Annotated in this window: 17 protein-coding genes and 2 tRNA genes; 11 read left to right on the top strand and 8 right to left on the bottom strand. The window is 72.7% G+C overall.

Annotated features, from left to right (window positions below; all coding sequences use genetic code 11):
* Position 1: 1 nt before the first annotated feature.
* The 3 genes from DOO78_RS04315 to DOO78_RS04305 all read left to right on the top strand — a co-directional run bounded on the left by DOO78_RS04315 (position 2) and on the right by DOO78_RS04305 (position 6,880).
* A complete protein-coding gene (locus tag DOO78_RS04315) occupies positions 2–3,100 on the top strand; it encodes an efflux RND transporter permease subunit (RefSeq protein ID WP_111468487.1) in 3,099 nt (1,032 codons plus the stop codon).
* Positions 3,101–3,105: 5 nt separating this feature from the next.
* Positions 3,106–6,195, top strand: a complete 3,090-nt coding sequence (locus tag DOO78_RS04310) for an efflux RND transporter permease subunit (protein ID WP_111468486.1) — start codon at positions 3,106–3,108, stop codon at positions 6,193–6,195.
* 94 nt (positions 6,196–6,289) lie between these two features.
* On the top strand, positions 6,290–6,880 hold the full coding sequence (locus tag DOO78_RS04305; RefSeq protein WP_111468485.1) for a hypothetical protein: 591 nt from the start codon (positions 6,290–6,292) through the stop codon (positions 6,878–6,880).
* Positions 6,881–6,979: 99 nt separating this feature from the next.
* Here the strand turns inward: DOO78_RS04305 and DOO78_RS04300 are convergent, their stop codons facing one another.
* Positions 6,980–7,744 (bottom strand): YidB family protein, encoded by a 765-nt coding sequence (locus DOO78_RS04300; protein WP_165838710.1) that lies wholly within the window; start codon positions 7,742–7,744, stop codon positions 6,980–6,982.
* A gap of 166 nt (positions 7,745–7,910) precedes the next feature.
* On the opposite strand from DOO78_RS04300, the gene DOO78_RS04295 reads away from it, so the two are divergent.
* Positions 7,911–10,118, top strand: coding sequence for an ATP-binding protein (locus DOO78_RS04295; protein ID WP_111468483.1), 2,208 nt, complete (start codon positions 7,911–7,913; stop codon positions 10,116–10,118).
* Positions 10,119–10,321: 203 nt separating this feature from the next.
* Here DOO78_RS04295 and DOO78_RS04290 read toward each other — a convergent pair whose 3' ends face one another.
* Positions 10,322–11,491, bottom strand: coding sequence for a deoxyguanosinetriphosphate triphosphohydrolase (locus DOO78_RS04290; protein ID WP_111468482.1), 1,170 nt, complete (start codon positions 11,489–11,491; stop codon positions 10,322–10,324).
* Positions 11,492–11,619: 128 nt separating this feature from the next.
* Here DOO78_RS04290 and erpA point away from each other — a divergent pair, with 128 nt between their 5' ends.
* Positions 11,620–11,970 carry an iron-sulfur cluster insertion protein ErpA gene (gene erpA / locus DOO78_RS04285; protein ID WP_111468481.1) on the top strand — a complete coding sequence of 117 codons (351 nt, stop codon included), beginning with the start codon at positions 11,620–11,622 and terminating at the stop codon, positions 11,968–11,970.
* 68 nt (positions 11,971–12,038) lie between these two features.
* Complete coding sequence (gene xth, locus DOO78_RS04280; protein WP_111468724.1) at positions 12,039–12,803, top strand: exodeoxyribonuclease III; 765 nt, start codon at positions 12,039–12,041, stop codon at positions 12,801–12,803.
* A 34-nt stretch (positions 12,804–12,837) separates the two neighbouring features.
* On the opposite strand, the gene DOO78_RS04275 is transcribed toward xth, so the two are convergent.
* Together DOO78_RS04275 and ilvD are read right to left on the bottom strand one after the other, a co-directional pair.
* Positions 12,838–13,023, bottom strand: a complete 186-nt coding sequence (locus DOO78_RS04275; protein ID WP_111468480.1) for a hypothetical protein — start codon at positions 13,021–13,023, stop codon at positions 12,838–12,840.
* Between the two features lie 241 nt (positions 13,024–13,264).
* The gene (gene ilvD / locus DOO78_RS04270; protein WP_111468479.1) at positions 13,265–14,983 is read right to left on the bottom strand and encodes a dihydroxy-acid dehydratase; all 1,719 of its coding nucleotides are present in this window, start codon (positions 14,981–14,983) and stop codon (positions 13,265–13,267) included.
* Between the two features lie 195 nt (positions 14,984–15,178).
* Here ilvD and DOO78_RS27340 point away from each other — a divergent pair, with 195 nt between their 5' ends.
* Positions 15,179–15,739, top strand: coding sequence for a hypothetical protein (locus DOO78_RS27340; protein WP_165838709.1), 561 nt, complete (start codon positions 15,179–15,181; stop codon positions 15,737–15,739).
* A gap of 157 nt (positions 15,740–15,896) precedes the next feature.
* The gene (locus DOO78_RS04265; RefSeq protein WP_165838708.1) at positions 15,897–16,889 is read left to right on the top strand and encodes a Bug family tripartite tricarboxylate transporter substrate binding protein; all 993 of its coding nucleotides are present in this window, start codon (positions 15,897–15,899) and stop codon (positions 16,887–16,889) included.
* A 77-nt stretch (positions 16,890–16,966) separates the two neighbouring features.
* On the opposite strand, the gene DOO78_RS04260 is transcribed toward DOO78_RS04265, so the two are convergent.
* The 4 genes from DOO78_RS04260 to DOO78_RS04245 all read right to left on the bottom strand — a co-directional run bounded on the left by DOO78_RS04260 (position 16,967) and on the right by DOO78_RS04245 (position 22,740).
* Positions 16,967–19,666, bottom strand: a complete 2,700-nt coding sequence (locus tag DOO78_RS04260; RefSeq protein ID WP_111468477.1) for a valine--tRNA ligase — start codon at positions 19,664–19,666, stop codon at positions 16,967–16,969.
* 77 nt (positions 19,667–19,743) lie between these two features.
* Positions 19,744–20,247, bottom strand: coding sequence for a DUF2497 domain-containing protein (locus DOO78_RS04255; protein ID WP_207802782.1), 504 nt, complete (start codon positions 20,245–20,247; stop codon positions 19,744–19,746).
* A 131-nt stretch (positions 20,248–20,378) separates the two neighbouring features.
* The gene (locus DOO78_RS04250) at positions 20,379–21,818 is read right to left on the bottom strand and encodes a TolC family outer membrane protein (RefSeq protein WP_111468475.1); all 1,440 of its coding nucleotides are present in this window, start codon (positions 21,816–21,818) and stop codon (positions 20,379–20,381) included.
* A 265-nt stretch (positions 21,819–22,083) separates the two neighbouring features.
* Positions 22,084–22,740, bottom strand: a complete 657-nt coding sequence (locus DOO78_RS04245) for a protein-L-isoaspartate O-methyltransferase family protein (protein WP_111468474.1) — start codon at positions 22,738–22,740, stop codon at positions 22,084–22,086.
* Between the two features lie 171 nt (positions 22,741–22,911).
* On the opposite strand from DOO78_RS04245, the gene DOO78_RS04240 reads away from it, so the two are divergent.
* The 3 genes from DOO78_RS04240 (at position 22,912) to DOO78_RS04230 (ending at position 24,891) form a co-directional block, all read left to right on the top strand.
* A tRNA-Cys gene (locus tag DOO78_RS04240) sits at positions 22,912–22,985 on the top strand.
* Between the two features lie 93 nt (positions 22,986–23,078).
* A tRNA-Asn gene (locus DOO78_RS04235) sits at positions 23,079–23,153 on the top strand.
* 82 nt (positions 23,154–23,235) lie between these two features.
* Positions 23,236–24,891, top strand: coding sequence for a hypothetical protein (locus DOO78_RS04230; RefSeq protein WP_111468473.1), 1,656 nt, complete (start codon positions 23,236–23,238; stop codon positions 24,889–24,891).
* Positions 24,892–24,901: the final 10 nt, after the last annotated feature.

The raw sequence follows: 24,901 nt of genomic DNA, 5'->3' as shown, positions 1-24,901 counted from the left end.
CGTGTCCTTCAGCGCGCCCTTCATCCTGCGGCCGGTCGCCACCGGCCTGCTCGCCCTCGGGATCGCGCTGATCGGCCTGCTCGCCTATGCCCTGCTGCCGATCGCCCCGCTGCCGCGGACCGACCTGCCGACGGTGGCCGTCGGCGGCGTCCTGCCGGGCGCCGATCCGGAGACCATCGCCGCCTCGGTGGTGGCGCCGCTCGAGCGGCGGATCGGCGCCATCGCCGGCGTCGCCGAGATGACCTCCTGGTCCTCGCTCGGGGCCTTCTTCATCGTCACCCAGTTCGAGCTCGGCCGGAGCTCGGACGGCGCGGCGCGCGACGTGCAGGCGGCGATCAACGCGGCCGGCAGCGACATGGCGCCCCTGCCCTCCTCGCCCTGGGTCGGCAAGTTCAACCCGGGCGACGCGCCGGTGCTGATCATGTCGCTCACCTCGCCGGTGCTGACCCCGGGGGCGATCTACGATCTCGCCGACAGCATCGTCCTGCCCCGCATCTCCCAGGTGCCGGGCGTGGCGCGGGTGCAGCTGCAGGGCGCCGAGCAGCCGGCGATCCGCATCGCCGTCGACCCTGCCGCCGCCAAGGCGGCCGGCGTTAGCATGGAGCGCGTCCGGCAGGCGATCAACGAGAACAACGTCACCCAGCCGACCGGCACCGCCGACGGGCGGGAGCAGTTCGCCGCCGTCTCGGTGAACGACCGCCTCACCGAGCCGGACGACTACGCCCGCATGATCGTCAAGCGGGACGGCCAGGCGGTGGTGCGGGTCGGCGCCATCGGCCGCGTGGCGGTCGATGCCCGCGACCGCCGCCAGGGCGCCACGCTCGACGGCCAGCGGGCGGTGCTGCTGACCATCTTCAAGCAGGCCGATGCCAACGTCATCGAGGTGTTCGACGGCATCCAGGCCCTGGTGCCGCAATTCGAGCGCTGGCTGCCGGGCGGCGTCCGGGTGGAGACGGTCCGCGACCGCTCGGACATGATCCGCGCCAGCGTCCACGACGTGCAGCGGACGCTGCTGGTCTCGATCCTGCTCGTCGTGCTGGTGGTGGCGCTGTTCCTGCGGCGGGTCTCGGCCATCCTGGCGACCGGCATCGCGGTGCCGCTCTCGCTCTTCGCCACCCTGGCGGCGATGTGGCTGGCCGGCTTCTCGCTCGACAACCTGTCGCTCATGGCGCTGACCATCTCCGTCGGCTTCGTCGTCGACGACGCCATCGTCATGACCGAGAACATCGCCCGGCTGCGCGAGCGCGGCCTCGCCCCGCTCGCGGCGGCGCTGGAGGGGGCGCGGCAGATCGGCTTCACCGTGGTCTCCATCACCGTCTCGCTGATCGCGGTCTTCATCCCGCTGCTCTTCATGGAGGGCGTGGTCGGCCGGCTGTTCCGCGAGTTCTCGCTCACCCTGGCGATCGCGGTGGCCGCCTCCGGCCTCGTCTCGCTCAGCGTGACGCCGGCCATGGCGGCGCATCTGGCGCGGCGGGCGCCGCCGCCGCCGGGGCGGCTCGGCCGGGCGATCGAGCGGGGCTTCGCCGGCCTCACCGCCGCCTATGTGCGGAGCCTCGGGCGCGCGCTCCGGCACCAGCGGGCGATGCTGCTCGGCACGCTCGGCCTGGTCGGCACCACGGTCTGGCTCTACCTCGCCGCGCCGAAGAGCTTCTTCCCCGACCAGGACACCGGCTTCATCTCCGGCACGACCTTCGCCGCCGCGGACACCTCCTACCAGGCGATGGTGCGGCTGCAGGAGCGGGTCGTCGCCGCGATCCAGGGCGACCCGGCGGTGGCCCGCATCGCCTCCATCACCGGCGTCGGCAACAGCAACGGCTCCGTCACCTCCGGACGGGTGCTGATCAGCCTGCGGCCGCTGGCGGAACGGCCCGGCATCTCGGCCAATGAGGTGATCGAGCGGCTGCGGGCCGCGCTCGCCGCGATCCCTGGCATCGAGACCACGCTGCGGGCGGTGCCGGAGATCAATATCGGCGGCCGCAGCGACGGCGCGGCGATCCAGTTCGTGCTGCTCTCGGCCGATGCCGGCGCGCTGGCGGGCTGGTCCGAGGCGCTGGTGCGGAAGCTGCGGACCGTCCCCGGCCTCAACGACGTCTCCTCCGACCAGCAGAATCCCGGGCCGATCACCCGGCTGGCGATCGACCGCGACGCCGCCGCCCGGCTCGGCGTCAGCGTCCAGGCCATCGCGCAGGCGCTGAACAGCGCCTTCGCCCAGCGCCAGGTCTCGATCATCTACCGCGCCCGCAACCAGTACCGCGTGGTGCTCGAGATCGAGCCCGGTCTGCAGCAGCGGCCGGAGCAGGTGGACGATGTCTGGCTGAGCGGCCGCGACGGCAGGCAGGTGCCGCTCGCCGCCCTCGTCGCCCTGGAGCGGAGCACGGCGCCCACCTTCATCACCCATCGCGGCCAGTTCCCGGCCGCGACCATCACCTTCAACCCCGCGCCGGGGCTCTCGCTCGGCGAGGCGACCGCGGCGGTGGAGCGTGCCGCCGCCGAGATCGGCCTGCCAGACACGATGCGCACCGAGTTCGCCGGCAACGCCCGCGCCTTCCAGTCCTTCACCCGCAGCCAGCCGCTGCTGATCCTCGCCGCCCTCGTCACCATCTACATCGTGCTCGGCATGCTCTACGAGCATGCGCTGCACCCCATCACCATCCTGTCCACCCTGCCCACCGCCGGCATCGGCGCCCTGCTCGCGCTCCGCCTCTTCGGCCTCGACTTCTCGGTCATCGCGCTGGTCGGCGTCATCCTGCTGATGGGCATCGTGAAGAAGAACGCCATCATGATGGTCGATTTCGCGCTCGAGCATGAGCGGATCGAGCGCCGCGGCGCCGAGGCGGCGATCCTCGAGGCGTGCCGGGAGCGCTTCCGCCCCATCCTGATGACGACCGTCGCCGCCGTGCTCGGCGCCCTGCCCCTGGCGCTGGAGACGGGCGCCGGCTCCGAGCTGCGCCGGCCGCTCGGCGTCACGGTCATCGGCGGGCTGCTGCTGTGCCAGGTGATCACCCTCTACACCACGCCGGCGATCTATCTCGCCATGGAACGGCTTCAAGTCCGGCTGCGGCGCTGGCGGCGCCGCGGCCAGGCGGTACCGGCCGAGTAGGCAGCATGTCGATCAGCGAACCCTTCATCCGCCGCCCCATCGGCACCGCCCTGCTGGCCGTCGGCGTGGCGCTGGCCGGCATCGTCGCCTATTTCGCCCTGCCGGTCGCACCCCTGCCGCGGGCCGACATCCCGACCATCGTCGTCACCGCGACCCAGCCGGGCGCCGATCCCTCGACCATGGCCTCCTCGGTGGCCGCGCCGCTCGAGCGCCGCATCGGCGCCATCGCCGGGGTCACCGAGCTCACCTCCACCTCCTCCCTCGGCAGCGTCGCCGTGGTGGCGCAATTCGACCTCTCGCGCGACGTCAACGGCGCCGCGCGGGACGTGCAGGCGGCGATCAACGCCGCCGGCAGCGACCTGCCGGCGGGCCTGCCCTCGCCGCCGACCGTGCGCAAGTTCAACCCCGGCGACGCGCCGGTGCTGATCATGGCGATGTCCTCGGACACCGCCTCGGCCGGCTCGGTCTACGACGCGGCGGACAGCGTGGTGGCGCCGCGGCTGGCGCAGATCCCCGGCGTCTCGCAGGTGCAGATCCAGGGCGCCGAGCAGCCGGCCATCCGCCTCACCATCGATCCGGCGGCCGCCAAGGCGGCCGGCATCGGGCTGGAGGTGGTGCGCCAGGCGATCAGCCAGAACAACGTGATCCAGGCCACCGGCCTGATCGACGGCACCGACCAGACGGCGGCGATCAGCGTGAACGACCGGCTGAGCACGCCCGAGGATTACGGCAGCATCGTCGTCAAGCAGCAGGACGGCGCCGTGGTCCGCCTCTCGGCGATCGGCCGCGCCACCCTCGACGTGCGGGACCGGCGGCAGGGCGGCTCGGTGAACGGCCGGCCGGCGGTCATGATGACCGTCTTCAAGCAGGCCGACGCCAATGTGCTCGAGGTCGTCAACGGCATCCAGGCCGTGCTGCCGCAGCTCGAGCGCTGGTTGCCGGGCGGCGTCGTCATCCACACCATCCGCGACCGCTCGGAGACGATCCGCGCCAGCGTGCACGACGTGCAGCAGGCGCTGCTGATCTCGATCGCGCTCGTGATCATGGTGGTGGCGGTCTTCCTCCGCCGCGTCTCGGCGGTGGCGGCGACCGCGACCGCCGTGCCCCTCTCCCTGCTCGGCACCCTGGCCGCGATGTGGCTCTGCGGCTTCTCGCTCGACAACCTGTCGCTCATGGCGCTGACCATCTCCGTCGGCTTCGTCGTCGACGACGCCATCGTCATGATCGAGAACATGTCGCGCCTGCGCGAGCGCGGCCTCGGCCCCTTCGAGGCGGCGCTGGAGGGGGCGCGGCAGATCGGCTTCACCGTGGTCTCCATCACCGTCTCGCTGATCGCGGTCTTCATCCCGCTGCTCTTCATGGGCGGCGTGGTCGGCCGGCTGTTCCGCGAATTCTCGCTCGTCCTCGCCATCGCGGTGGCGATCTCGGGCATCGTCTCCCTCACCCTCACGCCGATGATGGCGGCGCATGCGGCGCGCCACGCGCCACCGCCCCCGGGCTGGTTCGGCCGCCGCTTCGACCGCGCGATGCAGGCGCTGACCTCGGGCTACATGCGCAGCCTCGCCGTCCTGCTGCGCTGGCGGCGCCTGATGCTGCTCCTCACCCTCGGCCTCGTCGGCCTCACCGTCTGGCTCTACGTCATCGTGCCGAAGGGCTTCTTCCCGGACCAGGATACCGGGCTGATCATGGGCACCACCCGGGCCGCGCCCGATACCTCCTACGCCACCATGCTGCGGCTGCAGGAGCAGGTGGTGGCGGTGCTGCGGCAGGACCCGGCGATCGCCAGCATCGCCTCGGCCGTCGGCAGCGGCAGCGGCAATTCCTCGGTCAGCCAGGGGCGCCTCTTCATCAGCCTCAAGCCCACCGCCGAGCGGCGCGGGGTCAGCGCCAACGATGTCGTCAACCGCACCCGCCGCGCCCTTGGCGCCATCCCCGGCATCCAGACCTTCATGCGGCCGATGCAGGATATCGGCATCGGCGGCCGGGCGGGCAACGCCTCCATCCAGTTCGTCCTGCTCTCGCCGGACCTGGAGGGGCTGGAGCTCTGGTCCGAGAGGCTGGTGGCGAAGCTGCGGACCGTGCCGGGCATCCAGGACGTCTCCTCCGACCAGCAGCGCGCCGGGCCGGTGACGCGGCTTGTGATCGACCGCGAGGCGGCGGCGCGGCTCGGCGTCAGCGTCTCGGCCATCACCGCCGCGCTGAACAGCGCTTTCGCCCAGCGCCAGGTCTCGGTCATCTACCGTTCCCGCAACCAGTACCGCGTGGTGCTCGAGGTCGAGCCGCGGCTGCAGCAATACCCCGAGCAGATCGACGGCATCTGGCTGCCCGGCGGCAACGGCGTGCAGGTGCCGCTGGCCTCGCTGGTGACGCTGGAGCTCGGCTCGGCCCCGTTGTCGGTGACGCATCAGGGGCAGTTCCCGGCCTCGACCATCACCTTCAACCTCGGGCCCGACATCTCGCTCGGCGAGGCGACCGCGGCGGTGGAGCGCGCCGCGGCCGAGATCGGCCTGCCGGACACGATGCGCACCGAGTTCGCCGGCAACGCGCGCGCCTTCCAGTCCTTCACCCGCGGCCAGCCGCTGCTGATCCTCGCTGCCCTCGTCACCATCTACATCGTGCTCGGCATGCTCTACGAGCATGTGCTGCACCCCATCACCATCCTCTCCACCCTGCCGACGGCCGGCATCGGCGCCCTGCTCGCGCTGATCGTCACCGGAACGCCCTTCACCGTCATCGCCCTCATCGGCGTGATCCTGCTGATGGGCATCGTGAAGAAGAACGCCATCATGATGGTCGACTTCGCGCTGGAGCATGAGCGCGAGCAGGGCGTCGGCGGCGAGGCGGCGATCCTCGCGGCCTGCCGCGAGCGCTTCCGGCCCATCTTGATGACGACCGTCGCCGCGGTCTGCGGCGCCATTCCGCTCGCCATGGCCAGCGGCGCCGGGGCCGAGCTGCGGCAGCCGCTCGGCATCACCATCATCGGCGGGTTGCTGCTGTCGCAGCTGCTGACGCTCTACACCACCCCGGTCGTCTACCTGGCGCTCGACGGCATCGGCCGCCGCAAGCGGGCGCCGGCCCTGCTGCCGGCGGAGTGACACGGAAGGCGGCGGCCGATAGGCCTCGCGCATCCCGCCCGGCCTCCGGCCGTTCTGCCGGGACTGGACGACGACACCTCAGCGGAGCACCGGCATGCCGCCCGTTTCCGAGCAGCGTCTCTTCGAAGCCCTGCGTACCCTGTCCCACGCCTTCGCCGAGGGCGGGGTGCCCGATATGTCGGGCACCCCGCCGGAGGCCGCCGGCGAGGCGCCGGCCATCGCCGCCATGGATCAGGAGCTGCGCGAGGGCCTCGGCGAAGCAGCCCTGGCCGTGGCCTTCGGCGCCTTCGCCGCGCGGCCCGGGGATGGCGGGCCGCTGCACCTGCTGATCGGCGCCATGGGGTTGATGGCGCTGCAGTCCGGCGAGGAGCCGGATCCGCCGGCCGAGATCCTGGCCATCGCGGCCGAGGACGCGCGGGTCGAGACCGAGATCGACCGGGCGGGCGAGGCCGTGGATGCCGAGTTCGGTCGCGCGGCGAATGGCGAGGCGGTGGCGGCGGCCCTCGAGGCGCGCCTCCTCGGCACGGCGATCACCCTGGCCGGTTGCACCCTGCCCGAGGGCAAGGATGGCCAGGCGGCGGTGCGGCTGCGGGCCGCGCGGATCCTGGCACGGCTGGCCGCGGGGCTGGTGGCGATGAACGCCGCGGCGCCGGCCGCGGAAGGCTTCGCCGCCAAGGCGCCCTGATTCATGGCCCGGCGCCGGCCTGGACCCGTTCGGGCGTGTCCACTCGAACGGGATCGGCTCCAGCCGGCGCCGCATCGCCCGCGGCGCCGGCCGCCTGCCTCAGCGCCGCCCGCCGCCGGAGAGGCTGCCGAAGACATTCTGCAGCAGGTCGTCGATCCCGCTGTTCCCGGCCGCCTGCGAATGCTCCGGAACCTGGCCCTGCGGCGTCATCCGGTCGACCAGCTGCGGCAGCAGGGCGCTGATCTCCTGCAGCAGGGTGCCGCGATCCGTGCCGGCCTGCTGCGCCGCCGCGTCCAGCTCCTGCGGATCGAAGCTGCGCTCCAGCTCCTGCGGCGAGACCGGCTCGTTCTGCCCGGAGCTGACCCAGGAATCGACCTGCCGCCCGAGACCCTGGTCCCGCAGGCCGGAGAGCAGGCTGCCGAGGGCGCCCGCCCCCGCCGCGCCGCCGAGCAGGCCGCCGAGTAGCCCGCCGAGACCGCCCAGGCCGCCGCCCGCATTGGCCGGCTGCGCGCCGCCTTGCTGGCCCCAGGGGCCCGAGGCGGGACCTGGGGCGGCCCCCTGCTGGCCCCAGGGGCCGGAGGCCGGCGGCGTGGCCTCGCCGCCACGGCCCCAGGCCCCGGAGGGCGGCGGCCCGCCGGCCGGCGGCGAGGCGGCGTTGCCGCCGAAGATGCTGCCGAGCAGCCCGCCGAGCCCCCCTCCATGGCCGCTGTCCTGGGGGGCGCCCTGGCTTGGCGCCGGCACCTGCTGGCCGCGCGAGTTCTTCATCAGCAGATGGATGAGCAGCGCCACGGCCGCCATCTTCACCCCGGTCGGCAGACCGCTCGCCAGCCCGCCATTCGAGCGGCCGAACAAGGATTCGCCCACGGCTCCCTCCTCCTCTCCTGGCCCTGCCCGGCGCCTGCCGGGATCCGGCCGTTGCGGTTCCGGGCCAGCCCTCATGGCGGCTCCGGCCCTGTCTCGCGAACGCCGGACCGGGCGATCTGTGGCCCAATTCGCTTGCGCACAGGGCCGTGACAGCTAGACTCCCGCCATGTTGTTCCGCCGGGCCCGGCCGAGACCCGACGCCGCGCCCGATGGCGCAGCCCTGGACGCGGCGCCGCGTCGGCCGGGGCGGCATGCGCCCACGCATCTGCTGCTGCTCGGTTTCTCGGTTCTGCTCCCCCTCGGCCTCTTCGTCTGGACGGCCTGGAGCGAGCGCCGGCAGGCGCTCGAGGAGGCCGAGCAGACTGCGCGGCGGACCGTGGCCGTGCTGCACGAGCATGCCGCCCGCGTTCTCGAGACCAGCGAGCTCGTCCTCTCGGAGGTGATCCGGCAGACCGAGGGCCGGAGCTGGGACGAGATCGGCGGCGATCTCCGGCTCTGGACCTATCTGCTGCGCGTGGCCGGCGATCTCGGCCAGCCGACCGACATCACCCTGGCGGATGGCGAGGGTCGCCTCCGCATGACCACCAGCCGCTTCCCGGCGGCCCGTGGCGACAGGCTGCTCGGCACCGAGGAGTTCGAGGCGCTGCGCAGCCGCCAGAGCTGGACCTTCGTCGGGGTGCAGCCGCAGACGGCCACGACGCCGCGCCAGATCACCCTCAGCCGCCGCCGGGTCACGGCGGAGGGGCAGTTCGACGGCATCCTCCGCGTCGGCGTGCCGGTCGGTCAGTTCACCGCCTTCTGGGTGCGGTACGCCCCGAGCCTGCGCTACGTGGTCACGCTGGCGCGCGGCGACGGGCGGGTGATCACCAGGGGACCGGCGGATCACGAGGTCGAGCATATCCCGACCAGCGGCACCTTCCTGCGCACCGCCCTGGCGCAACGCGAGGGGAGCTTCGACGGGATCTCGCCGATCGACGGCGTGCAGCGGCTGAGCGCCTTCGCCCAGGTCCGCGACTATCCGCTGCACCTCGCCTTCTCCGTCGAGACGGCGGCGGTGCTGGACGGCTGGCGCGACCGGGTGTCGCTGCTCGGCCTCTACACCGCCCTCGCCGTCGCCGCCCTGCTCGGCATGGCGCTGATGGTGCTGCACCAGTATCGCGACGAACGGCGCGATTCCCACCGCTGGCGCGACATGGCGCAGCGCCTCGCGGCCGAGATCGACCGCCGCGAGAAGGCGGAGGCGGCGCTGCGGCGGGCCCAGACGCTGGATGCGGTCGGCCAGCTCACCGCCGGCGTGGCCCATGATTTCAACAACCTGCTGCAGGCCATCCGCAGCGGGTTGTTCCTGCTGGCCCCCAAGGTGCCGGAGAATGGCCGCAAGGTGCTGGATGCCAGCCTGCAGGCGGTCGAGCGGGGCGCGAAGCTGGTGCGGCAGCTCATGGTCTTCGCCCGGCGCGAGGCGCTGCAGCCGCGCGCGGTCGATCCGCGGACGCTGGTGGCCGGGGTGGGCGAGCTGCTGCCGAAGGCGGTCGGCGTGCCGGTCGCGATCGAGACGGCGATCGAGCCCGACATCGCCCATGTCCTGGTGGACCCGACCCAGGCCGAGCTGGCCGTGCTGAACCTGGCGATCAACGCCCGCGACGCCATGCCGGAGGGCGGCACGCTGACCATCGGCGCCCGCAACGCGCATCTCGACGCGCCGGAGGGCTCGGCGCCGCCGGGCGACTATGTCGTCCTCACCATCGCCGACACCGGCGTCGGCATGGCCCCCGAGGTGCTCGACCGGGTGCTCGAGCCCTTCTACACTACCAAGCCCGTCGGCAAGGGCACCGGGCTCGGCCTCTCGATGGTGCATGGCTTCGTCACCCAGTCCGGCGGCGCCATGCGCATCGAGAGCCGGCTAGGCTGCGGCACGCGCGTCAGCCTCTGGCTGCCCCAGGCCCCCATGGCGATGGTCGCGGCCGCGTCGCCGGCCGAGCCGGCGCCGGCCCGGTCGGAGGCCGGATGCCGGGTCCTGCTGGTCGACGACGATGCGCTGGCCCGGCTGGCGACCGCGGCGGCGCTGCGCGAGATGGGGCATGACGTGGTCGAGGCCCGCGACGGGGCCGAGGCGCTGATCGTCCTGGAGCAGCGGCCCGACCTGCAGGTGGTGGTGACCGATTACGCGATGCCGCGGATGAACGGCGCCGAGCTGGCGCAGGCGATTGGCCTCCGCTGGCCCGGCCTCGTGGTGCTGATGATCACCGGCTATGCGGCCGGCCTGCCCGGCACCCGGCCCGAGGCGGTGCGGGTGCTGCTGCGCAAGCCGTTCCGCATGGAGGAACTCGACGCGCTGCTGCGCGATGCGACCGGGCTCGAGATGGTGCCCGGCTGACGCCGCCGGCGGCGCACCCCGCGGCCCCCAGGGCGTGATGCCCGAGGTGGAAGCGCCGAAGGCGTGAATCACGCGATCAAACGAAGCGCCCTTAGGCTCCTGTTTTCAGAGCATCGTCACCCGATCAGGTGAGTCCACCTGATCGGGATCTGCTCCAGACCGTGGTCCGCGAACCAGAGTGAGCGGATCGTGGTCTAGGCGGCTCAGCCTGGGATGTTCGGGTCCGTCAGCCGCCGGTGCTCCTCGAGTGCGTAGCGGTCGGTCATGCCGGCGATGTAGTCGCAGACCACCCGCGCCGCCTGCGGCGAGCCGGGCTCCCCCGCCCGTTCCCGCCACTCGTCGGGCAGCATCTGCGGCCCGCCATGGAGGAGCTGGAAGACCATCTGGCTGGCCCGCTTCGATTTCTGCATGGCGCGGTTCACCCGCCAGTGGCGGTACATGCGGTGGAACAGGAAATCCCGGATCAGCAGGTTCGCCTCCTGCATCGCGGTCGAGAAGGCGACGACCGGCTCCGGCGCGGCCCGGATGTCGTCGGCGCTGCGCGGCGCGATCGCGGCGATGCGGCGCGCCGTCTCGCGCACCACGTCCTGCACCATGGCGTTGATGACGCGGCGCACCGTCTCCGTGGTCAGCCGCTCCCGCGACGCCTTCGGATGCAGGGAGCGGGCCTCCTGATAGGCATCGCCGATCAGCGGCAGGGCGGCCGCCTCCTCCAGGGTGAAGAAGCGGGCGCGGATGCCGTCGTCGAGATCGTGGTTGTTGTAGGCGATGTCATCCGCCAGCGCCGCCACCTGCGCCTCGGCCGAGGCATGGCTGGTGAGGTCGAGCGGATGCCGCGCGTCGTATTCCGCGACATAGGTGGCCGGGCGCCGCACCGGGCCGTTGTGCTTGGCCAGCCCCTCCAGGGTCTCCCAGCAGAGGTTCAGCCCGTCGAAGGCGGCGTAGCGCGCCTCCAGCAGGGTGACGACCTTGAGGGACTGGGCGTTGTGGTCGAAGCCGCCATAGGGCCGCATCTGCCCGTCCAGCGCCTCCTCGCCGGCATGGCCGAAGGGCGGGTGGCCGAGGTCGTGCGCCAGCGCCAGCGCCTCGGCCAGGTCCTCGTCCAGCCGCAAGCGCCGGGCGATGGCGCGAGCGATCTGCGCCACCTCGATGGAATGGGTCAGCCGGGTGCGGAAATAGTCGCCCTCATGGAAGACGAAGACCTGGGTCTTGTACTGCAGGCGGCGGAAGGCGCCGGTATGGATGATCCGGTCCCGGTCGCGCTGGAAGGGCGAGCGCGGGTCGCCGGCCGGCTCCGCATGCAGTCGGCCGCGGGAGGTCTCGGGCCGGACGGCCCAAGGGGCGAGCGGCTCGGCGCGGGCCTCGTGCGTCATGCCGGTTGCCTAACAGGCCCGCCAGGGGGCCGCAACAGCGCCGCCGGTTGGAATTCCGCCCCGACCGCCCCTATCTTTCCGGCAAAGCCTTGCGGCGGCGTGCCCCGGCGCGCCGCCAGGAGAGACCGATGCCCGATGGTTCCGACCTGCCCCGCTTCCGCGTGACGCCGCGCGCCGCCGCCCAGGTGGCCGAGATCGCCCGCCGCGAGGGCCGCCCGACGGCGGGGCTGCGCGTCTCGGTCAGCGCCGGGGGCTGCTCCGGCTTCCAGTACGGCTTCGCCCTCGAGGAGGAGGCGGCGGCGGACGACCTCGTCATCGAGGCCGGCGGCACGCGGGTCTTCATCGACCCGGTCTCGCTCGACCTGCTGGCCGGGGCCGAGCTGGACTGGAACGAGGCGCTGATCGGGGCGCATTTCACGGTCAGGAACCCGCAGGCGGTCTCCGGCTGCGGCTGCGGGGTGAGCTTCTCGGTCGCCTGATCCCACCCGTCTGATCTGCCCCGGGCGCCCTTACCAAACCGGGCGGCAGCGGCGATGCTGGGGGCATGATCCGCCTCGCCACCTTCAACGTGAACTCCATCCGCCGGCGCGTGCCGCATTTGCAGCGCTTCCTGGCGCGGCACAGCCCGGACCTCGTCCTCCTGCAGGAGCTGAAATGCCGCACGGAGGAGATGCCGGCGGCATTGGCGGCGGAAGGCTATGCCCTCCGCGCCGTCGGGCAGGCGGGCGGGCGCAACGGCGTCGCCGTGCTCGGCCGCATCCCCTTCGAGGTGACCGAGGAGGCCCTGCCGGGCGAGGCGGAGGACGCCCAGGCGCGTTTCATCGCCCTGCGGGCCGAGGGGATCGACATCGCCGGCATCTACCTGCCGAACGGCAATTCCGGCGGCGAGGCCGGCTTCGCCTACAAGCTGCGCTGGATGGAGCGGCTGGCGGATTGGGTGCAGGCGCGGCTGGACCGCTTCCAGCCGGTCGTCGTGCTCGGCGACTTCAATGTCTGCCCGACCGAGGCCGACCTGGCGCCGGGCGCCCTGCCCCCGACCGATGCCCTGGTGCGGCCGGAGAGCCGGGCCCGCTTCCGCATGCTGCTGCATGCCGGCATGACGGATGTGCTGCAGGCGCTGCACCCGCAGGACGCGCCCTATACCTACTGGGATTACGGCCCGGCCTTCGAATCCAATCGCGGCCTCCGGATCGACCACATCCTGCTCAGCCCGGAGCTGGCGGAGCGGCTCGTCGCCTGCGGCGTCGATGTCGCCGCGCGGGCCGAGGAGCAGCCGAGCGACCACGCCCCGGTCTGGTGCGAGCTGCGGTGACGCCGCCCGCCCTGCCCCGCCATGGCCGGGGGGCTTACCAGCGGCGATAGCCCCAGCCATAGCCATAGGGCCGGCCCCAGCCGTAATAGGGCCGGGCATAGACCGGCGGCGGCGGTGGCGGCGCGACATAGGCCCGGCCGTAATAGGGCGCCGGATAGACGGCGCAGCCGCCGAGGGCCGCCAGCAACGGGATGAGCAGAAGCGGTCGCAAGAGACGCATCGGGCGGAACTCCTCCTGTCCCTGATCATACCCACGGCATGAATGGAACATTCATGCCGAGCGCCCGGATGGGCGCCGCGCCCAGTGGCGCGAAGCCAAGCGAACCGGAGGTTCGCGCCCGGCGTCTGAGGGAGCCGTTGATGGGTCACCATCAACGGCCGTTCGTATCAGACACCGCGCTTGCGGCGAAACGCGGGCAGCCGACAGGAGGCGCCGCTTACATCCGCGTCACCCGCCGGGCCTATTGATCGGCATAGACATGCGTCTCCGCCGCGGCGCCCGGATGCGTCACCGCGCCGAGATGCGCCGGCCCGACGAGCTGCGCGTATTTCCAGAGCGCGCCGGCATTGTAGTCCGTCCGCCGCGGCTGCCAGGCGGCGCGGCGGCGGGCGAGCTCCGCCTCCTCGACCAGCATGTCGATGCTGCCCGTCTCGGCTTCGATGACGATGCGGTCGCCATCCTGCAGCAGCGCGATGGGGCCGCCGACCGCCGCCTCCGGCCCGACATGGCCGACGCAGAAGCCGCGCGTCGCGCCGCTGAAGCGCCCATCGGTGATGAGCGCCACCTGCTCGCCCATGCCCTGGCCGTAGATCGCGGCGGTGGTCGAGAGCATCTCCCGCATGCCGGGCCCGCCCTTCGGCCCCTCGTAGCGGATGACGATGACGTCGCCCGGCTTGTAGGCACGCTGGTCCACCGCCTGGAAGGCCGCCTCCTCGCTGTCGAAGCAGAGCGCCCGGCCCTCGAAGCGCAGCGTCTTCATGCCGGCGATCTTCACGATGGCGCCGTCCGGCGCCAGGTTGCCCTTCAGCCCGACCACGCCGCCGGTCGGCGAGAGCGCCTTGCTCACCGGGTAGATCACGTCCTGGTCGGTCGGGAAGACCACGTCCTTGTGGTTCTCGGCCAGCGTCTTCCCGGTGACGGTGATGCAGTCGCCATGCAGCAGCCCGGCATCGAGCAGCGCCTTGATGATCACCGGGATGCCGCCGATCTTGTAGACGTCGTAGGCGACGTATTTGCCGCCCGGCTTCAGGTCGCCGATATAGGGCGTGCGGCGCATGATGTTCACCACGTCGTCCATGGTGAAGTCGATGCCCGCCTCATGCGCCATGGCCGGCAGGTGCAGCCCGGCATTGGTCGAGCCGCCGGTGGCGCCCACCACCACCGCGGCATTCTCCAGCGCCTTGCGGGTGACGATGTCGCGCGGGCGGAGGTTGCGGCGCAGCAGATCGATCACCGCCTTGCCCGATTCCACCGCCCAGCGGTCGCGCTCCTCATAGGGCGCGGGCGTGCCCGCGGAGCCCGGCAAGGCGAGGCCGATCGCCTCGCTCACCGTCGCCATGGTGTTGGCGGTGAACTGCCCGCCGCAGGAGCCGCTGGAGGGGCAGGCGACGCATTCGAGCGCGTGCAGCTCGGCATCCGACATGTTGCCCGCGGCGTGCTGGCCGACCGCCTCGAACACATCGACCACGGTGACGTCGCGGCCCTGGTACTTCCCGGGCAGGATGGAGCCGCCATACATGAAGACGCTCGGGACGTTGAGGCGCAGCATCGCCATCATCATCCCCGGCAGCGACTTGTCGCAGCCCGCGAGGCAGACCATCGCGTCGTAGCAATGGCCGCGCATGGTGAGCTCGACCGTGTCCGCGATGGCCTCGCGCGAGGCGAGCGAGGACTTCATCCCCTGATGCCCCATGGCGATGCCGTCGGTCACGGTGATGGTGGTGAACTCGCGCGGCGTGCCGCCCGCCTCCTTCACCCCGGCCTTCACGCTCTGCGCCTGGCGGGCGAGGTCGATGTTGCAGGGCGCCGCCTCGTTCCAGCAGGTGGCGACGCCGACGAAGGGCTGCTCGATCTCCGCCTCGGTCAGCCCCATGGCGTAGTAGTAGCTGCGATGCGGCGCGCGGTCGGGCCCCACCGTGGTGTGGCGGCTCGGCAGCTTGGACTTGTCCCACTTGGTCATCGGGCGTTTCCCTGGAGTCAGGCGGAGCGTCATCTTCCTCCCCCGCCAACGCCGCGCAAGGCATTCCGTGCCCGGGCCGTGCCCGGGCCGTGCCTGGCCCACGCCGAGGCGTGCGGCGGCGCAACGAATGCATCCCGGCCGGGGCCCGATCCGCGGTAGAATGGCCGGGATGGACCGCAGACAGGAGAATGATGCATGCAGGCGAGACTGGTGACGGCGCTCGGCATCGCGCTGCTGGTGGCCGGCCCGGCGGCCGCCCAGCTGACCGTGCCCGACAGGCTGACCCTGCCGAACAGCCTCGCCGCGCCGGAGACGGGGCCGCTCCCGCCGCCGCCGCCCGAGCCCGAGCTGTGGGAGCCGGAGAGCACCACCGCCAGGGCCATCACCGGCCAGGTCAGCTTCACGCCCGACCGGATCACCTTCGGCAACCGCGCCTCGCTGGCGCTCGAGCCGGCCGGCGAGGCCGCCGACTTCCTGGTCGACGGCCAGCGGGTGAGCGCGACCTTCTACAAGGCGACGGTGCCCGGCAACCCGGTGCTGCTGCGCGGCAGCCGGCTCTGCGGCAATGGCCGCCCGGTGCGCCTCATCGCGGTCTGGACGCCGCGCCCGATCGGCGAGCGGGCGCCGGCCACCGGGCGCGCCTTCGCCGCCTTCTCCAGCCAGGCGATCCCGAAATCGGCCGATGAGGGCGAGCTCTGCGGCACCTTCTATTTCGAGCGGGCGCAGCCGTCGCCGGCCCGGCGCCGCGGCGGCTGATGGGAAGGGCCGTTGCTGGTGCCCCAGCGACGGCCCCCCAGCGACGGCCCCCATCGGCAGCCCCCTCGGCACCGGGCCCTTTCCGCTGGCGTCCCGGCGGGCCGGCGCCGCAAGCTGCGGGCTCAACCGGCCAGAGAGCCACCGGGGAGGACATGCCATGACGCCACCCGCCATCACCCGCCGCCAGGCGATCGCCCTCGCCCTGGGGGCGCCCGGCCTCGCCGCGCCGCGCCTGGCTCGCGGCGAAGCCGCCGGATGGCCCGGCCAGGTGGTGCACTTCATCAACCTCTATGCCCCGGGCGGGGCGAACGACATCCTCTCCCGCGCCTGGTGCCAGGCGATGGCGCAGCTCACCGGCCAGCAATTCGTGGTCGAGAACCGCACCGGCGCCGGCGGCACGGTCGGCAGCGACGCCATCGCGAAATCCCGGCCCGACGGCACCACCGTCGGGCTGGGCGGCGTCGCCAACCTCGCCATCGCGCCCTCGCTCTTCCCCAGCCTGCCCTACGACCCGGCGCGCGACTACAGCTTCATCTCCGGCCTCTACCGCCAGCCCAACATCCTCATCGTCAACAATGCGGTGCCGGCCCGCAGCGTGCCGGAGCTGATCGCGCTGCTGAAGGCGAATCCCGGCCGCTACAACTACGCGACCGGCGGCGCCGGCACGACGCCGCACCTGACGGCGGAGCTGTTCAAGACGCGCACCGGCACGGAGATGCCCTTCGTGCAGTATCGCGGCGGCGCCCCGGCCCTGATCGACCTCATGGCCGGGCAGGTGCAGGTGCTGTTCGACAACATCGCCGGCCCGATCGGCGCGGTGCGCGACGGCAAGGTGCGGGCGCTGGCCGTCGCCAGCCTCGAGCGCAGCCCGATGCTGCCCGACCTGCCGACACTGGCCGAATTCCTGCCGGGTTTCGAGCTGTCGAGCTGGAACGGGCTGATCGCCCCGGCCGGCCTGCCGCCGGCCCTGGTGCAGCGCATGGCGGAGCTCTCGCTGAAGGCGCTCGCCAGCCCGGAGCTGACGCGGGTCTACATGGAGAACGGCGCCACGCCCTGGCTGATCGGCGCGGAGGAATTCGCCACCTATGCCAGGTCGCAGGAGCCGAAGATGCGCGAACTGGTGCGGATCAGCGGCGCCGCGGCGGGCTAGAGCAGATCCTGTCCGGATGACCTCATCCGGACAGGTGACGATGCTCTGGAACAGGAGCCTGGGGCGCGGGCCCCCACCTACCCCGCGATCCGTGCCAGCGCCGCGTCCAGCCGTGCCATCTCGGCCTGCGCCGCCTGCAGCCGCTCGCGGTTCTCCTCCACCACCTCCTCGGGGGCGCGGGCGATGAAGTCGGCATTGCCGAGCTTCGCCTGCACCTTGCGCGCCTCGCCCTCGGCCTTGCCGCGCTCCTTCGCCAGGCGGGCGCGCTCGGCGGCCAGGTCGATGACGCCGGCGAGCGGCAACATCACGGTCGCCTCCCCCACCACCGCCTGCGCCACGCCCTTGGGCGGCTCGCCGGCGAGCGGCGTCACCTCGGTCACGCGGCCGAGGCGGCGGATCGCCTCGCTCCAGCGCTCGATGCGCGCCAGGCTCTCCGGCGCCGCGTCGCGCAGCAGCAGCGGCGTGGTGACGGAGGGGGGCACGTTCACCTCCGAGCGCACCGCCCGCACCTCGCCGACCAGCCGCACCACCCAGTCCAGCTCCTCGCGCGCCGCCTCGGCGCCGGTCACCGCCACCGGCACCGGCCAGGCGGCGCGGATCAGGCTGCAATCCGGCCCATAGCCGAAATGGTCCCAGAGCTCCTCGGTGACGAAGGGGATCGCCGGGTGCAGCAGCCGCAGCACGGTGCCGAGCACATGCTGCGCCGCGCCGCGCACCTCCTCCTTCTCCGCCCCGTCCGGGCCGTTCAGCACCGGCTTGGCGAATTCGATGAACCAGTCGCAGAAGCTGTTCCAGACGAAGCGGTAGCAGGCGCCGGCATACTCGTCGAAGCGATAGGCCTCGAGCGCCGCCGTCGCCTCCGCGACGGCCCGGTTGGCGGCATCGAGGACCCAGCGCGCCAGCGGCGTCCGCGCCGCCGCCGGGTCGAAGCCGGCATCGGGCCGCACGCCGTTCATCTCGAGGAAGCGGGCCGCGTTCCACAGCTTGGTGACGAAGCCGCGATAGTCCTCCACCCGCTTGCGGCCGAGCTTCACGTCGCGGCCCGGCCCGGTGAGCGCGCAGATGGTGAAGCGGAGCGCATCGGCGCCATAGGCGTCGATCAGCTCCAGCGGGTCCATGACGTTGCCCTTCGACTTCGACATCTTCTGGCCCTTCTCGTCGCGGACCAGGCCGTGGATGTAGATGTCGCGGAAGGGCACATCCTCCATGAAGTGCATGCCCATCATCATCATCCGGGCGACCCAGAAGAAGATGATGTCGAAGCCCGTCACCAGCACGTCGCCGGGATAGTAGCGGGCCACCTCCGCGGTCTTCTCCGGCCAGCCGAGCGTGCTGAAGGGCCAGAGGGCGGAGGAGAACCAGGTGTCGAGCACGTCCGGGTCGCGGGTCAGCGCCACCTCGGCGCCGAACCTGGCCCGTGCCGCGGCCTGCGCCTCCTCCTCGGTCTTCTCGACGAAGATGCTGCCATCCGGCGCGTACCAGGCCGGGATCTGGTGTCCCCACCAGAGCTGGCGGGAGACGCACCAGGGCTGGATGTCGCGCATCCAGGCGAAGAAGGTGTTCTCCCACTGCTTCGGCACGAAGCGCATGCGGCCGTCCTCGACCGCCGCGATGCAGGGCTTCGCCAGGGTCGCCGCGTCGCAGTACCACTGCCAGGTGAGGCGCGGCTCGATCGGCACGCCGCCGCGGTCGCCATGCGGCACCTGGTTGGTGTGCGGCTCGATCTTCTCCAGCAGGCCGAGTTCCTCGAGCCGCGCCACGATCGCCTTGCGGGCGGCGAAGCGGTCCTGCCCGGCGAGGCCGCGGACGAAATCCGGCTCGGCGACGCCCTCGACCGCGCGCAGATCGCCGGCGATCTCCTCGAGGCTGATGCGCGCCTCGGCATCCAGCACGCTCGGCATCGGCAGGTCGTGGCGGCGGCCGACCTCGAAATCGTTGAAGTCGTGCGCCGGGGTGATCTTGACCGCGCCGGTGCCCTTCTCCGGGTCGGAATAGCTGTCCGCCACCACCGGGATGGCGCGGCCGACCAATGGTAGGATCACCCGCCGGCCGACCAGCGCGGCGAAGCGCGGATCCTCGGGATGCACCGCGACGGCGGTGTCGCCGAGCATCGTCTCCGGCCGGGTGGTGGCGACGGTGATGAACCGGTCGGGCTCGCCCTCCACCGGGTAGCGCAGGTACCAGAGGCTCCCCTTCATCTCGCGGCTCTCGACCTCGAGGTCGGAGATGGCGGTCTGCAGCTTGGGGTCCCAGTTCACCAGGCGGCGGTCCCGGTAGATCAGCCCCTGCCGATGCAGGGTGACGAAGACCTCCCGCACCGCGGCCGAGAGGCCTGCATCCATGGTGAAGCGCTCGCGCGGCCAGTCGAGGCTGGCGCCGAGCCGGCGGAGCTGGCGGGTGATGGTGCCGCCGCTCTCGGCCTTCCACTGCCAGACCCGCTCGACGAAGCCCTCGCGCCCCAGGCCGCGGCGGTCCTGGTTGCCCTCGGCGGCGAGCAGCCGCTCCACTACCATCTGGGTGGCGATGCCGGCATGGTCCGTCCCCGGCTGCCAGAGCGCATCCCGGCCCTGCATCCGCCGCCAGCGGATCAGCGCGTCCTGGATGGTGAAGGTCAGCGCGTGGCCCATATGCAGGCTGCCCGTGACATTGGGCGGCGGGATCATGATGGTGAAGGGGGCGGCGCTGCTCGTCGGGTCGCAGGCGAAGGCGCCCGAGCGCTCCCAGCCCTCGTAGAGGCGGGTCTCGAAGCTGCCCGGGGTCAGGGTCTTGTCCAGCATGGCGCATCCGTGTTCCGCGCCCCGGCCCCCGTCAAGGGGTCAGGCTGCGGCGCCCGTTGGATTCGCCGCGGCGGCGGTCAGGAGAGCGCTTGGCCCACCACGCGCTCGATCTCGGCGCGGACCAGCCGCTCGACCATGGGCGGCAGGTGCCGGTCGAGCCAATCCTTCAGCAGGGGGCGGATCTCCTCCCGCACCACATCCTCGATGCTCGGCCCGCCGCGGCTCACCGGGCTCGAGCGGTCGCTCGCCACGGCCCGCAGCAGGGACCCCACCGAGGCGGCGGCGGCGGCGGCGGCGGCCGGCGCCAGCAGGCTCGGATCGGGTGCCGCCGGGACCGCCGGCGCGGGGCCGCGCGTCTCGTGCAGCGGCGGGGCCGGCGCGGCGGCGGGGGCCAGGGACACTGGAGCCGGGGACGCAGGGGCCGGGGTGGCGGGAGCGGCAGGCGGCGATGGCGGCGCGGCCGGCGGCTCGGCGGTTGGCGGCGCGGCTGGCGCGACGAGCATCTCCTCGGTCAGGTCGAGCGGCTCCTCGCCCGGATCGGTCCCGGCCGCCGGAGCGAGGCCGGGGGCCGGCTCGGTCACGGCGCCGGGTGCGGGCGGGACCACATCATCGCTCAGGATCCGACGGATCGAGGCGAGGATGTCCTCCATGCTGGGCTCTGCGGCACCCCCCGGGGGGGGCGCTGCGGCAGGTCCGGCCCGCTCATCCGCCATCAGCGAGTCTCCGCTACGCCCGAGTAATCCCCGAGCCCAAACCAACGGTTGCGCACGGCATTATAATACGCGCGCATATCGTAGGGGTCGACCTGCAATCCGAGGTCCTGGGCGGTCAGCCGGCCGACCGTGCCGGCCAGGGTGTAGGATTGCGCCACCACCGTCGCCAGGGCCTGGACGAGGTTGGTGCGGTTCTGCAGCAGCTCCTGCTCGGCGTTCAGCACCTCGAGCGTGGTGCGGCTGCCGACGATGGCCTCGCGCTGCACGCCGTCGAGGGCGATCTCCGAGGCGCGGATGGCGGCGCGCTGCGAATCGACCTGGGCGCGGGAGCTGACGAGCTGCTCCCAGGCCTGGGTGGCCGCCTGGGTGACGCTGCGGCGCTGGTCCTCGACCTGCTGGCGGGCCTGCTGCGCCGCCTGCCGGGCCTGGCGGACCGCCGAGTATTCCGAGCCGCCCTGGTAGATCGGCACGGTGAGCTGGGCGACGACCTGGGCGCCGGTGCTCCGGGTATGCGGGCCGAGCGAGTTGTCCTGGCGGAAGGCGGAGCCCTGCACCGAGACCTGCGGCATCAGGTTCGACACCTGGACCGAGACCGCATCCCGCGCCGCCGCCTCGTCGAACAGCAGCGCCACCACGGCCGGGTTGTTGTTGGCGGCGGCGTCGCCGGCCTCCTGCGCGCTCATCACCGGCGGGCGCAGCGGCTGCGGCGCCACCAGCCGCGCCGGGACCGAGCCGACGGTGCGCTGATAGGTGGCGCGGCTGATCTGCAGGCTGCCTTCGGCCGCCGCGCGGCTGGCGCGGGCGGCGGCGAGGCGGCTCTCCGCCTGGGCGACGTCGGTGCGGGTGATCTCGCCGACGCGGAAGCGCTCGTTCGTCGCGCGCAGCTGCTCGGTCAGCACCTGCTCGTTGTTGATGTTGAGCCGCAGCAATTCCTGGTCGCGGATCACCGCCACGAAGGCGTTCACCGTGTCCGACATCACCTGCTGCTCCTGGGCGAGCAGCCGGGCGCGCTGGCCGAGCACCTGGTTCTCCGCCCGCCGCGTGCTGGCGACGGTGCGGCCGCCGCGGAAGATCGGCTGGGTGACGGTGACCTGGCTGGTGAAGAGCTGCCGGTCGACATGCGTGGTGACCCCGCGGCGGATGGTGCCGAAGGGGACGTCGGGGTCCTGGAAGGCCCCCAGCGACCGCGCCCGGCCATCGACATAGCCTCCACTGACGGCGACGCTGACGCTCGGGCGCCAGCCGGCCAGGGCCTGGGGCACGTTCTCGTCCACCGAGCGGAGTTGCGCCCGCGCCGCCAGCAGGGAGGGGTTGTTGGCGTAGGACTGCGCCATCGCCTCCGGCAGGGACTGCGCTGCCGCCCCCGGAGCGCCGAGGGACAGGCCTGCCGGTGCCAGCAGCACGGAGGCCAGCACCAGGGCGGGGCGTTTCACTCTCATCTAGCCATGTCCTTCCGTCCCAACGGGCCGGCCCCGGGGGGAAGCCCCAAGGCTGATCCCGGGGGCGCAACCACGCCCCGCTGGACGTGCCGGCCCCACCGCCATACCGCAATGCACGCGCGGAGCAAGTGCGGCAAGCTTTGCAACAACCTGTTGCATGCCCGCGCTCCGGCGGCGGCTCCAGACCTTTCGCCGGGGGCGGTCCCGCGCCTCCTTCGCCTGCATGCCCGCGCCGCCCCGGAGGGAAGACCCGGGGGACGCCGCGTCAGAAGACGAAGCCGGGCGCCGGTGCAAAATCCGGCAGAGCAATGGTCGCACAATCGAAGGCCGGGGTCACGCTCACCGCGCCGCCGAGCTTGCGGGCCAGCACCGCGACGCCGGTGCGCCGGCCGCCGCCGAGCACGGTGACCAGCCGCCCGCCCTCGGCGAGCTGCGCGGCGATCGCCGGCGGCACCTCGGGCACCTCGCCCTCGATCAGGATGGCATCGTAGGGCGCGCCGCCGGGGTGCCCCTCGGCCGGGCTGCCGGTTTCGAGTCGCACCGCGCCGGCCGGCAGGCAGGCGGCCAGGGCCGAGGCGGCGAGGCCGGCGAGCGCCGCATCCGATTCGACCGCCGTCACCTGCGCGCCGCAGCGCGCCAGCACGGCGGCGCCGTAGCCGCTGCCGGCGCACAGCACGAGGGCGCGGTCGCCGGGACGCACGGCGGCGAGCTGGGCGAGGCGGGCGATCACCATCGGCTCGATCAGCGCCCGGCCGCCGGGCAGCGGCACATCCTCGTCGGCATAGGCGCGCATGCGCAGGGAGGCCGGCACGAAGCTCTCCCGCGGCAGCTCCCGCATCGCGTCGAGCACGCGCGGATCGGTCACCTTGTTCGGCCGCAACTGCCCATCCACCATGCGTTTGCGCGCGTCGGCAAAGTCCATGAAGCCGTTACCTTCTCGGGGCCGCGGGTTTATAGGGGCCGTGGCGCGGCCGCGCCAAGCGCCCTTCTGCGGGGGTCCGCCAGCCGCCCCCCGAGCCGCCACGCCGGCTTGACCTCGGCCGGGCGCGGCCCCAAAGAGGGCCCGCGCCCGGAGCGGTTCCTCCGTCCCGGCGGTCCGGTGGCCGAGTGGTCAGGCACAGGTCTGCAAAACCTGCTACGGCGGTTCAATTCCGCCCCGGACCTCCAGGCGGATCCGGCCCGTGAACGGGCCGGACAAAAGCGGCTCCAGGGGGCTTACAGGGTGCGGCATGAGTGCTATACGGCCGCTCCCTTGGCTGATCCGGCGTGGCGCAGCGGTAGCGCAGCGGACTGTTAATCCGTTGGTCGTTGGTTCGAATCCAACCGCCGGAGCCATCTTCCCACCCCATTGCCGCCATCGCCGCGCTGCAGGATCGCCGTTGCCTGGACCCGTGGCAGGGCGGGACGGGAGAGGGGCGTGAACGAGGCGGATTCGATGGGCCGGCCGGGGCGGTTCCTGGCGGCGACGCTCTGCGGCGCGCTCTGCCTCGCCTTCTTCTTCCGCAACCAGCTCGGCAACGGCTTCACCCTGCTGCTCGGGGACCGGCATGACGGCGTCATCGCCCTCTCCATCCTGGAACACTGGTTCAACCTGCTGCGCGGCCTCGAGCCCTGGGACCGCACCGCCTATTTCTTCCCGGTGCCGGCGACGCTCGGCTACAACGACGGCTACCTGCTCTTCGGGCTGATCCATTCGGTCTTCCGGAGCCTCGGCGCCGATCCCTTCCTGGCGGGCGAGCTGGTCAACGTCACGACGCGCGCCATCGGCTTCGCCGCCACCCTGGCGCTGGCCCGCCGCCTCGGCCTTCCCTTCGGCTGGGCGCTGCTCGGCGCCGCGCTCTTCACCATCAGCAACAACCTCTTCATCCGCGGCAGCCACGCCCAGCTCTTCAGCGTCTCCTTCGTGCCGGTGCTGGGCCTGCTGGCCGAGCGCAGCCTGGCCGCGCTGCTCGCCGGCCGCCGCGCCGCGCTGCTCGGCTGGGGCGCCGGCTTCTGCCTGGCCTTCGCCGCCTGCCTGATGACCGGCTTCTACATGGCCTGGTACAGCGCCTTCCTCGGCCTGGCGCTGCTGCCCGCCTGGCTGCTGGTCGCCGGCGGGGCGGCGCGCCGGCGCCTGTTCCTGGCGGTCCAGGCGCAGGCGCTGCCCCTGGTCGGGCTGCTCGCCCTCGCCGTCCTGGCGAACCTGCCCTTCCTCGCCCTCTACCTGCCGAAGGCGGCCGAGACCGGCATGCACCCCTGGGCGGATGTGGTGCGCAACGCGCCGGAGCCGCTCGACCTCCTCAATGTCGGCCAGGAGAACTGGCTCTGGGGCTGGCTGGTCCGCGCCCTGAACGACGCCGTCCGCCCCGGCTTCCCCGCCTGGAGCGAGCGGATGACCGGCCTGCCGCCGCTGCTCCTGCTGCTCTACCTCGCTGCCCTCGCCTGGCTCGCCCGCCGCCCTGCCCTGCCGCCGGGCCTGCTCGCCTTCTGGCGCGCCCTCGGCCTCGCCAGCCTGGCGACCTGGCTGCTCACCCTGCAGGTCGGCGGCGTCACCGCCTGGTCCCTGGTCTATGCCGTGGTGCCGGGGGCGAAGGTGCCGCGGGTGGTGGCGCGCTACCAGATCCTCATCACCCTCGCCGTGCTGCTGCTGGCCATGGCCTTCCTCGCCTCCCGCCGCTGGCCGCTGCTGCCGCGGCTGGCGCTGGTCGCGCTGCTGCTGCTCGAGCAGGCGAATTCCTACGCCCCGCTCTTCCTCGACCGGACGCTGGAGGCCGGCCGCCTCGCCGCGGTGCCGCCGCCCCCGCCCGGCTGCCGGGCCTTCTGGGTCTCCGCCGCCCGGCAGGAGAGCCGCTTCGGCGAGGCGGTGGACGATCCCTACAACCACAACACCGAGGCGATGCTCGTCGCCGCCGTCCGGCACATCCCGACCGTGAACGGCATCTCCACCTTCAACCCGCCGCGCTGGCCGGCCGGCATCCCGGGCGATCCCGACTATCCCGCCGCCGTCGCCGCCTATGCCCGGGCCTGGGGCGTCACCGGGCTCTGCGCCCTCGACCTGCACCGCATGCGCTGGAGCGGCCCGGCAGCACCGTAGCGATCGCCGC

Source organism: Roseicella frigidaeris, assembly GCF_003258945.1.
GTDB classification, from domain to species: domain Bacteria; phylum Pseudomonadota; class Alphaproteobacteria; order Acetobacterales; family Acetobacteraceae; genus Paracraurococcus; species Paracraurococcus frigidaeris.
Note: the sequence above shows the minus strand (reverse complement) of the source record. Positions and strands in the feature narration are given on the sequence as shown.

Bases quoted from the DNA above. Each gene is read 5' to 3' on its own strand.
- ilvD (WP_111468479.1), bottom strand. From the start codon at position 14,983: ATGACCAAGTGGGACAAGTCCAAGCTGCCGAGCCGCCACACCACGGTG.
- DOO78_RS04290 (WP_111468482.1), bottom strand. From the start codon at position 11,491: ATGACGCACGAGGCCCGCGCCGAGCCGCTCGCCCCTTGGGCCGTCCGG.
- DOO78_RS04305 (WP_111468485.1), top strand. From the start codon at position 6,290: ATGCCGCCCGTTTCCGAGCAGCGTCTCTTCGAAGCCCTGCGTACCCTG.
- erpA (WP_111468481.1), top strand. From the start codon at position 11,620: ATGCCCGATGGTTCCGACCTGCCCCGCTTCCGCGTGACGCCGCGCGCC.
- DOO78_RS04250 (WP_111468475.1), bottom strand. From the start codon at position 21,818: ATGAGAGTGAAACGCCCCGCCCTGGTGCTGGCCTCCGTGCTGCTGGCA.
- DOO78_RS04260 (WP_111468477.1), bottom strand. From the start codon at position 19,666: ATGCTGGACAAGACCCTGACCCCGGGCAGCTTCGAGACCCGCCTCTAC.
- DOO78_RS04310 (WP_111468486.1), top strand. From the start codon at position 3,106: ATGTCGATCAGCGAACCCTTCATCCGCCGCCCCATCGGCACCGCCCTG.
- DOO78_RS27340 (WP_165838709.1), top strand. From the start codon at position 15,179: ATGCAGGCGAGACTGGTGACGGCGCTCGGCATCGCGCTGCTGGTGGCC.
- DOO78_RS04295 (WP_111468483.1), top strand. From the start codon at position 7,911: ATGTTGTTCCGCCGGGCCCGGCCGAGACCCGACGCCGCGCCCGATGGC.
- DOO78_RS04275 (WP_111468480.1), bottom strand. From the start codon at position 13,023: ATGCGTCTCTTGCGACCGCTTCTGCTCATCCCGTTGCTGGCGGCCCTC.
- DOO78_RS04245 (WP_111468474.1), bottom strand. From the start codon at position 22,740: ATGGACTTTGCCGACGCGCGCAAACGCATGGTGGATGGGCAGTTGCGG.
- DOO78_RS04265 (WP_165838708.1), top strand. From the start codon at position 15,897: ATGACGCCACCCGCCATCACCCGCCGCCAGGCGATCGCCCTCGCCCTG.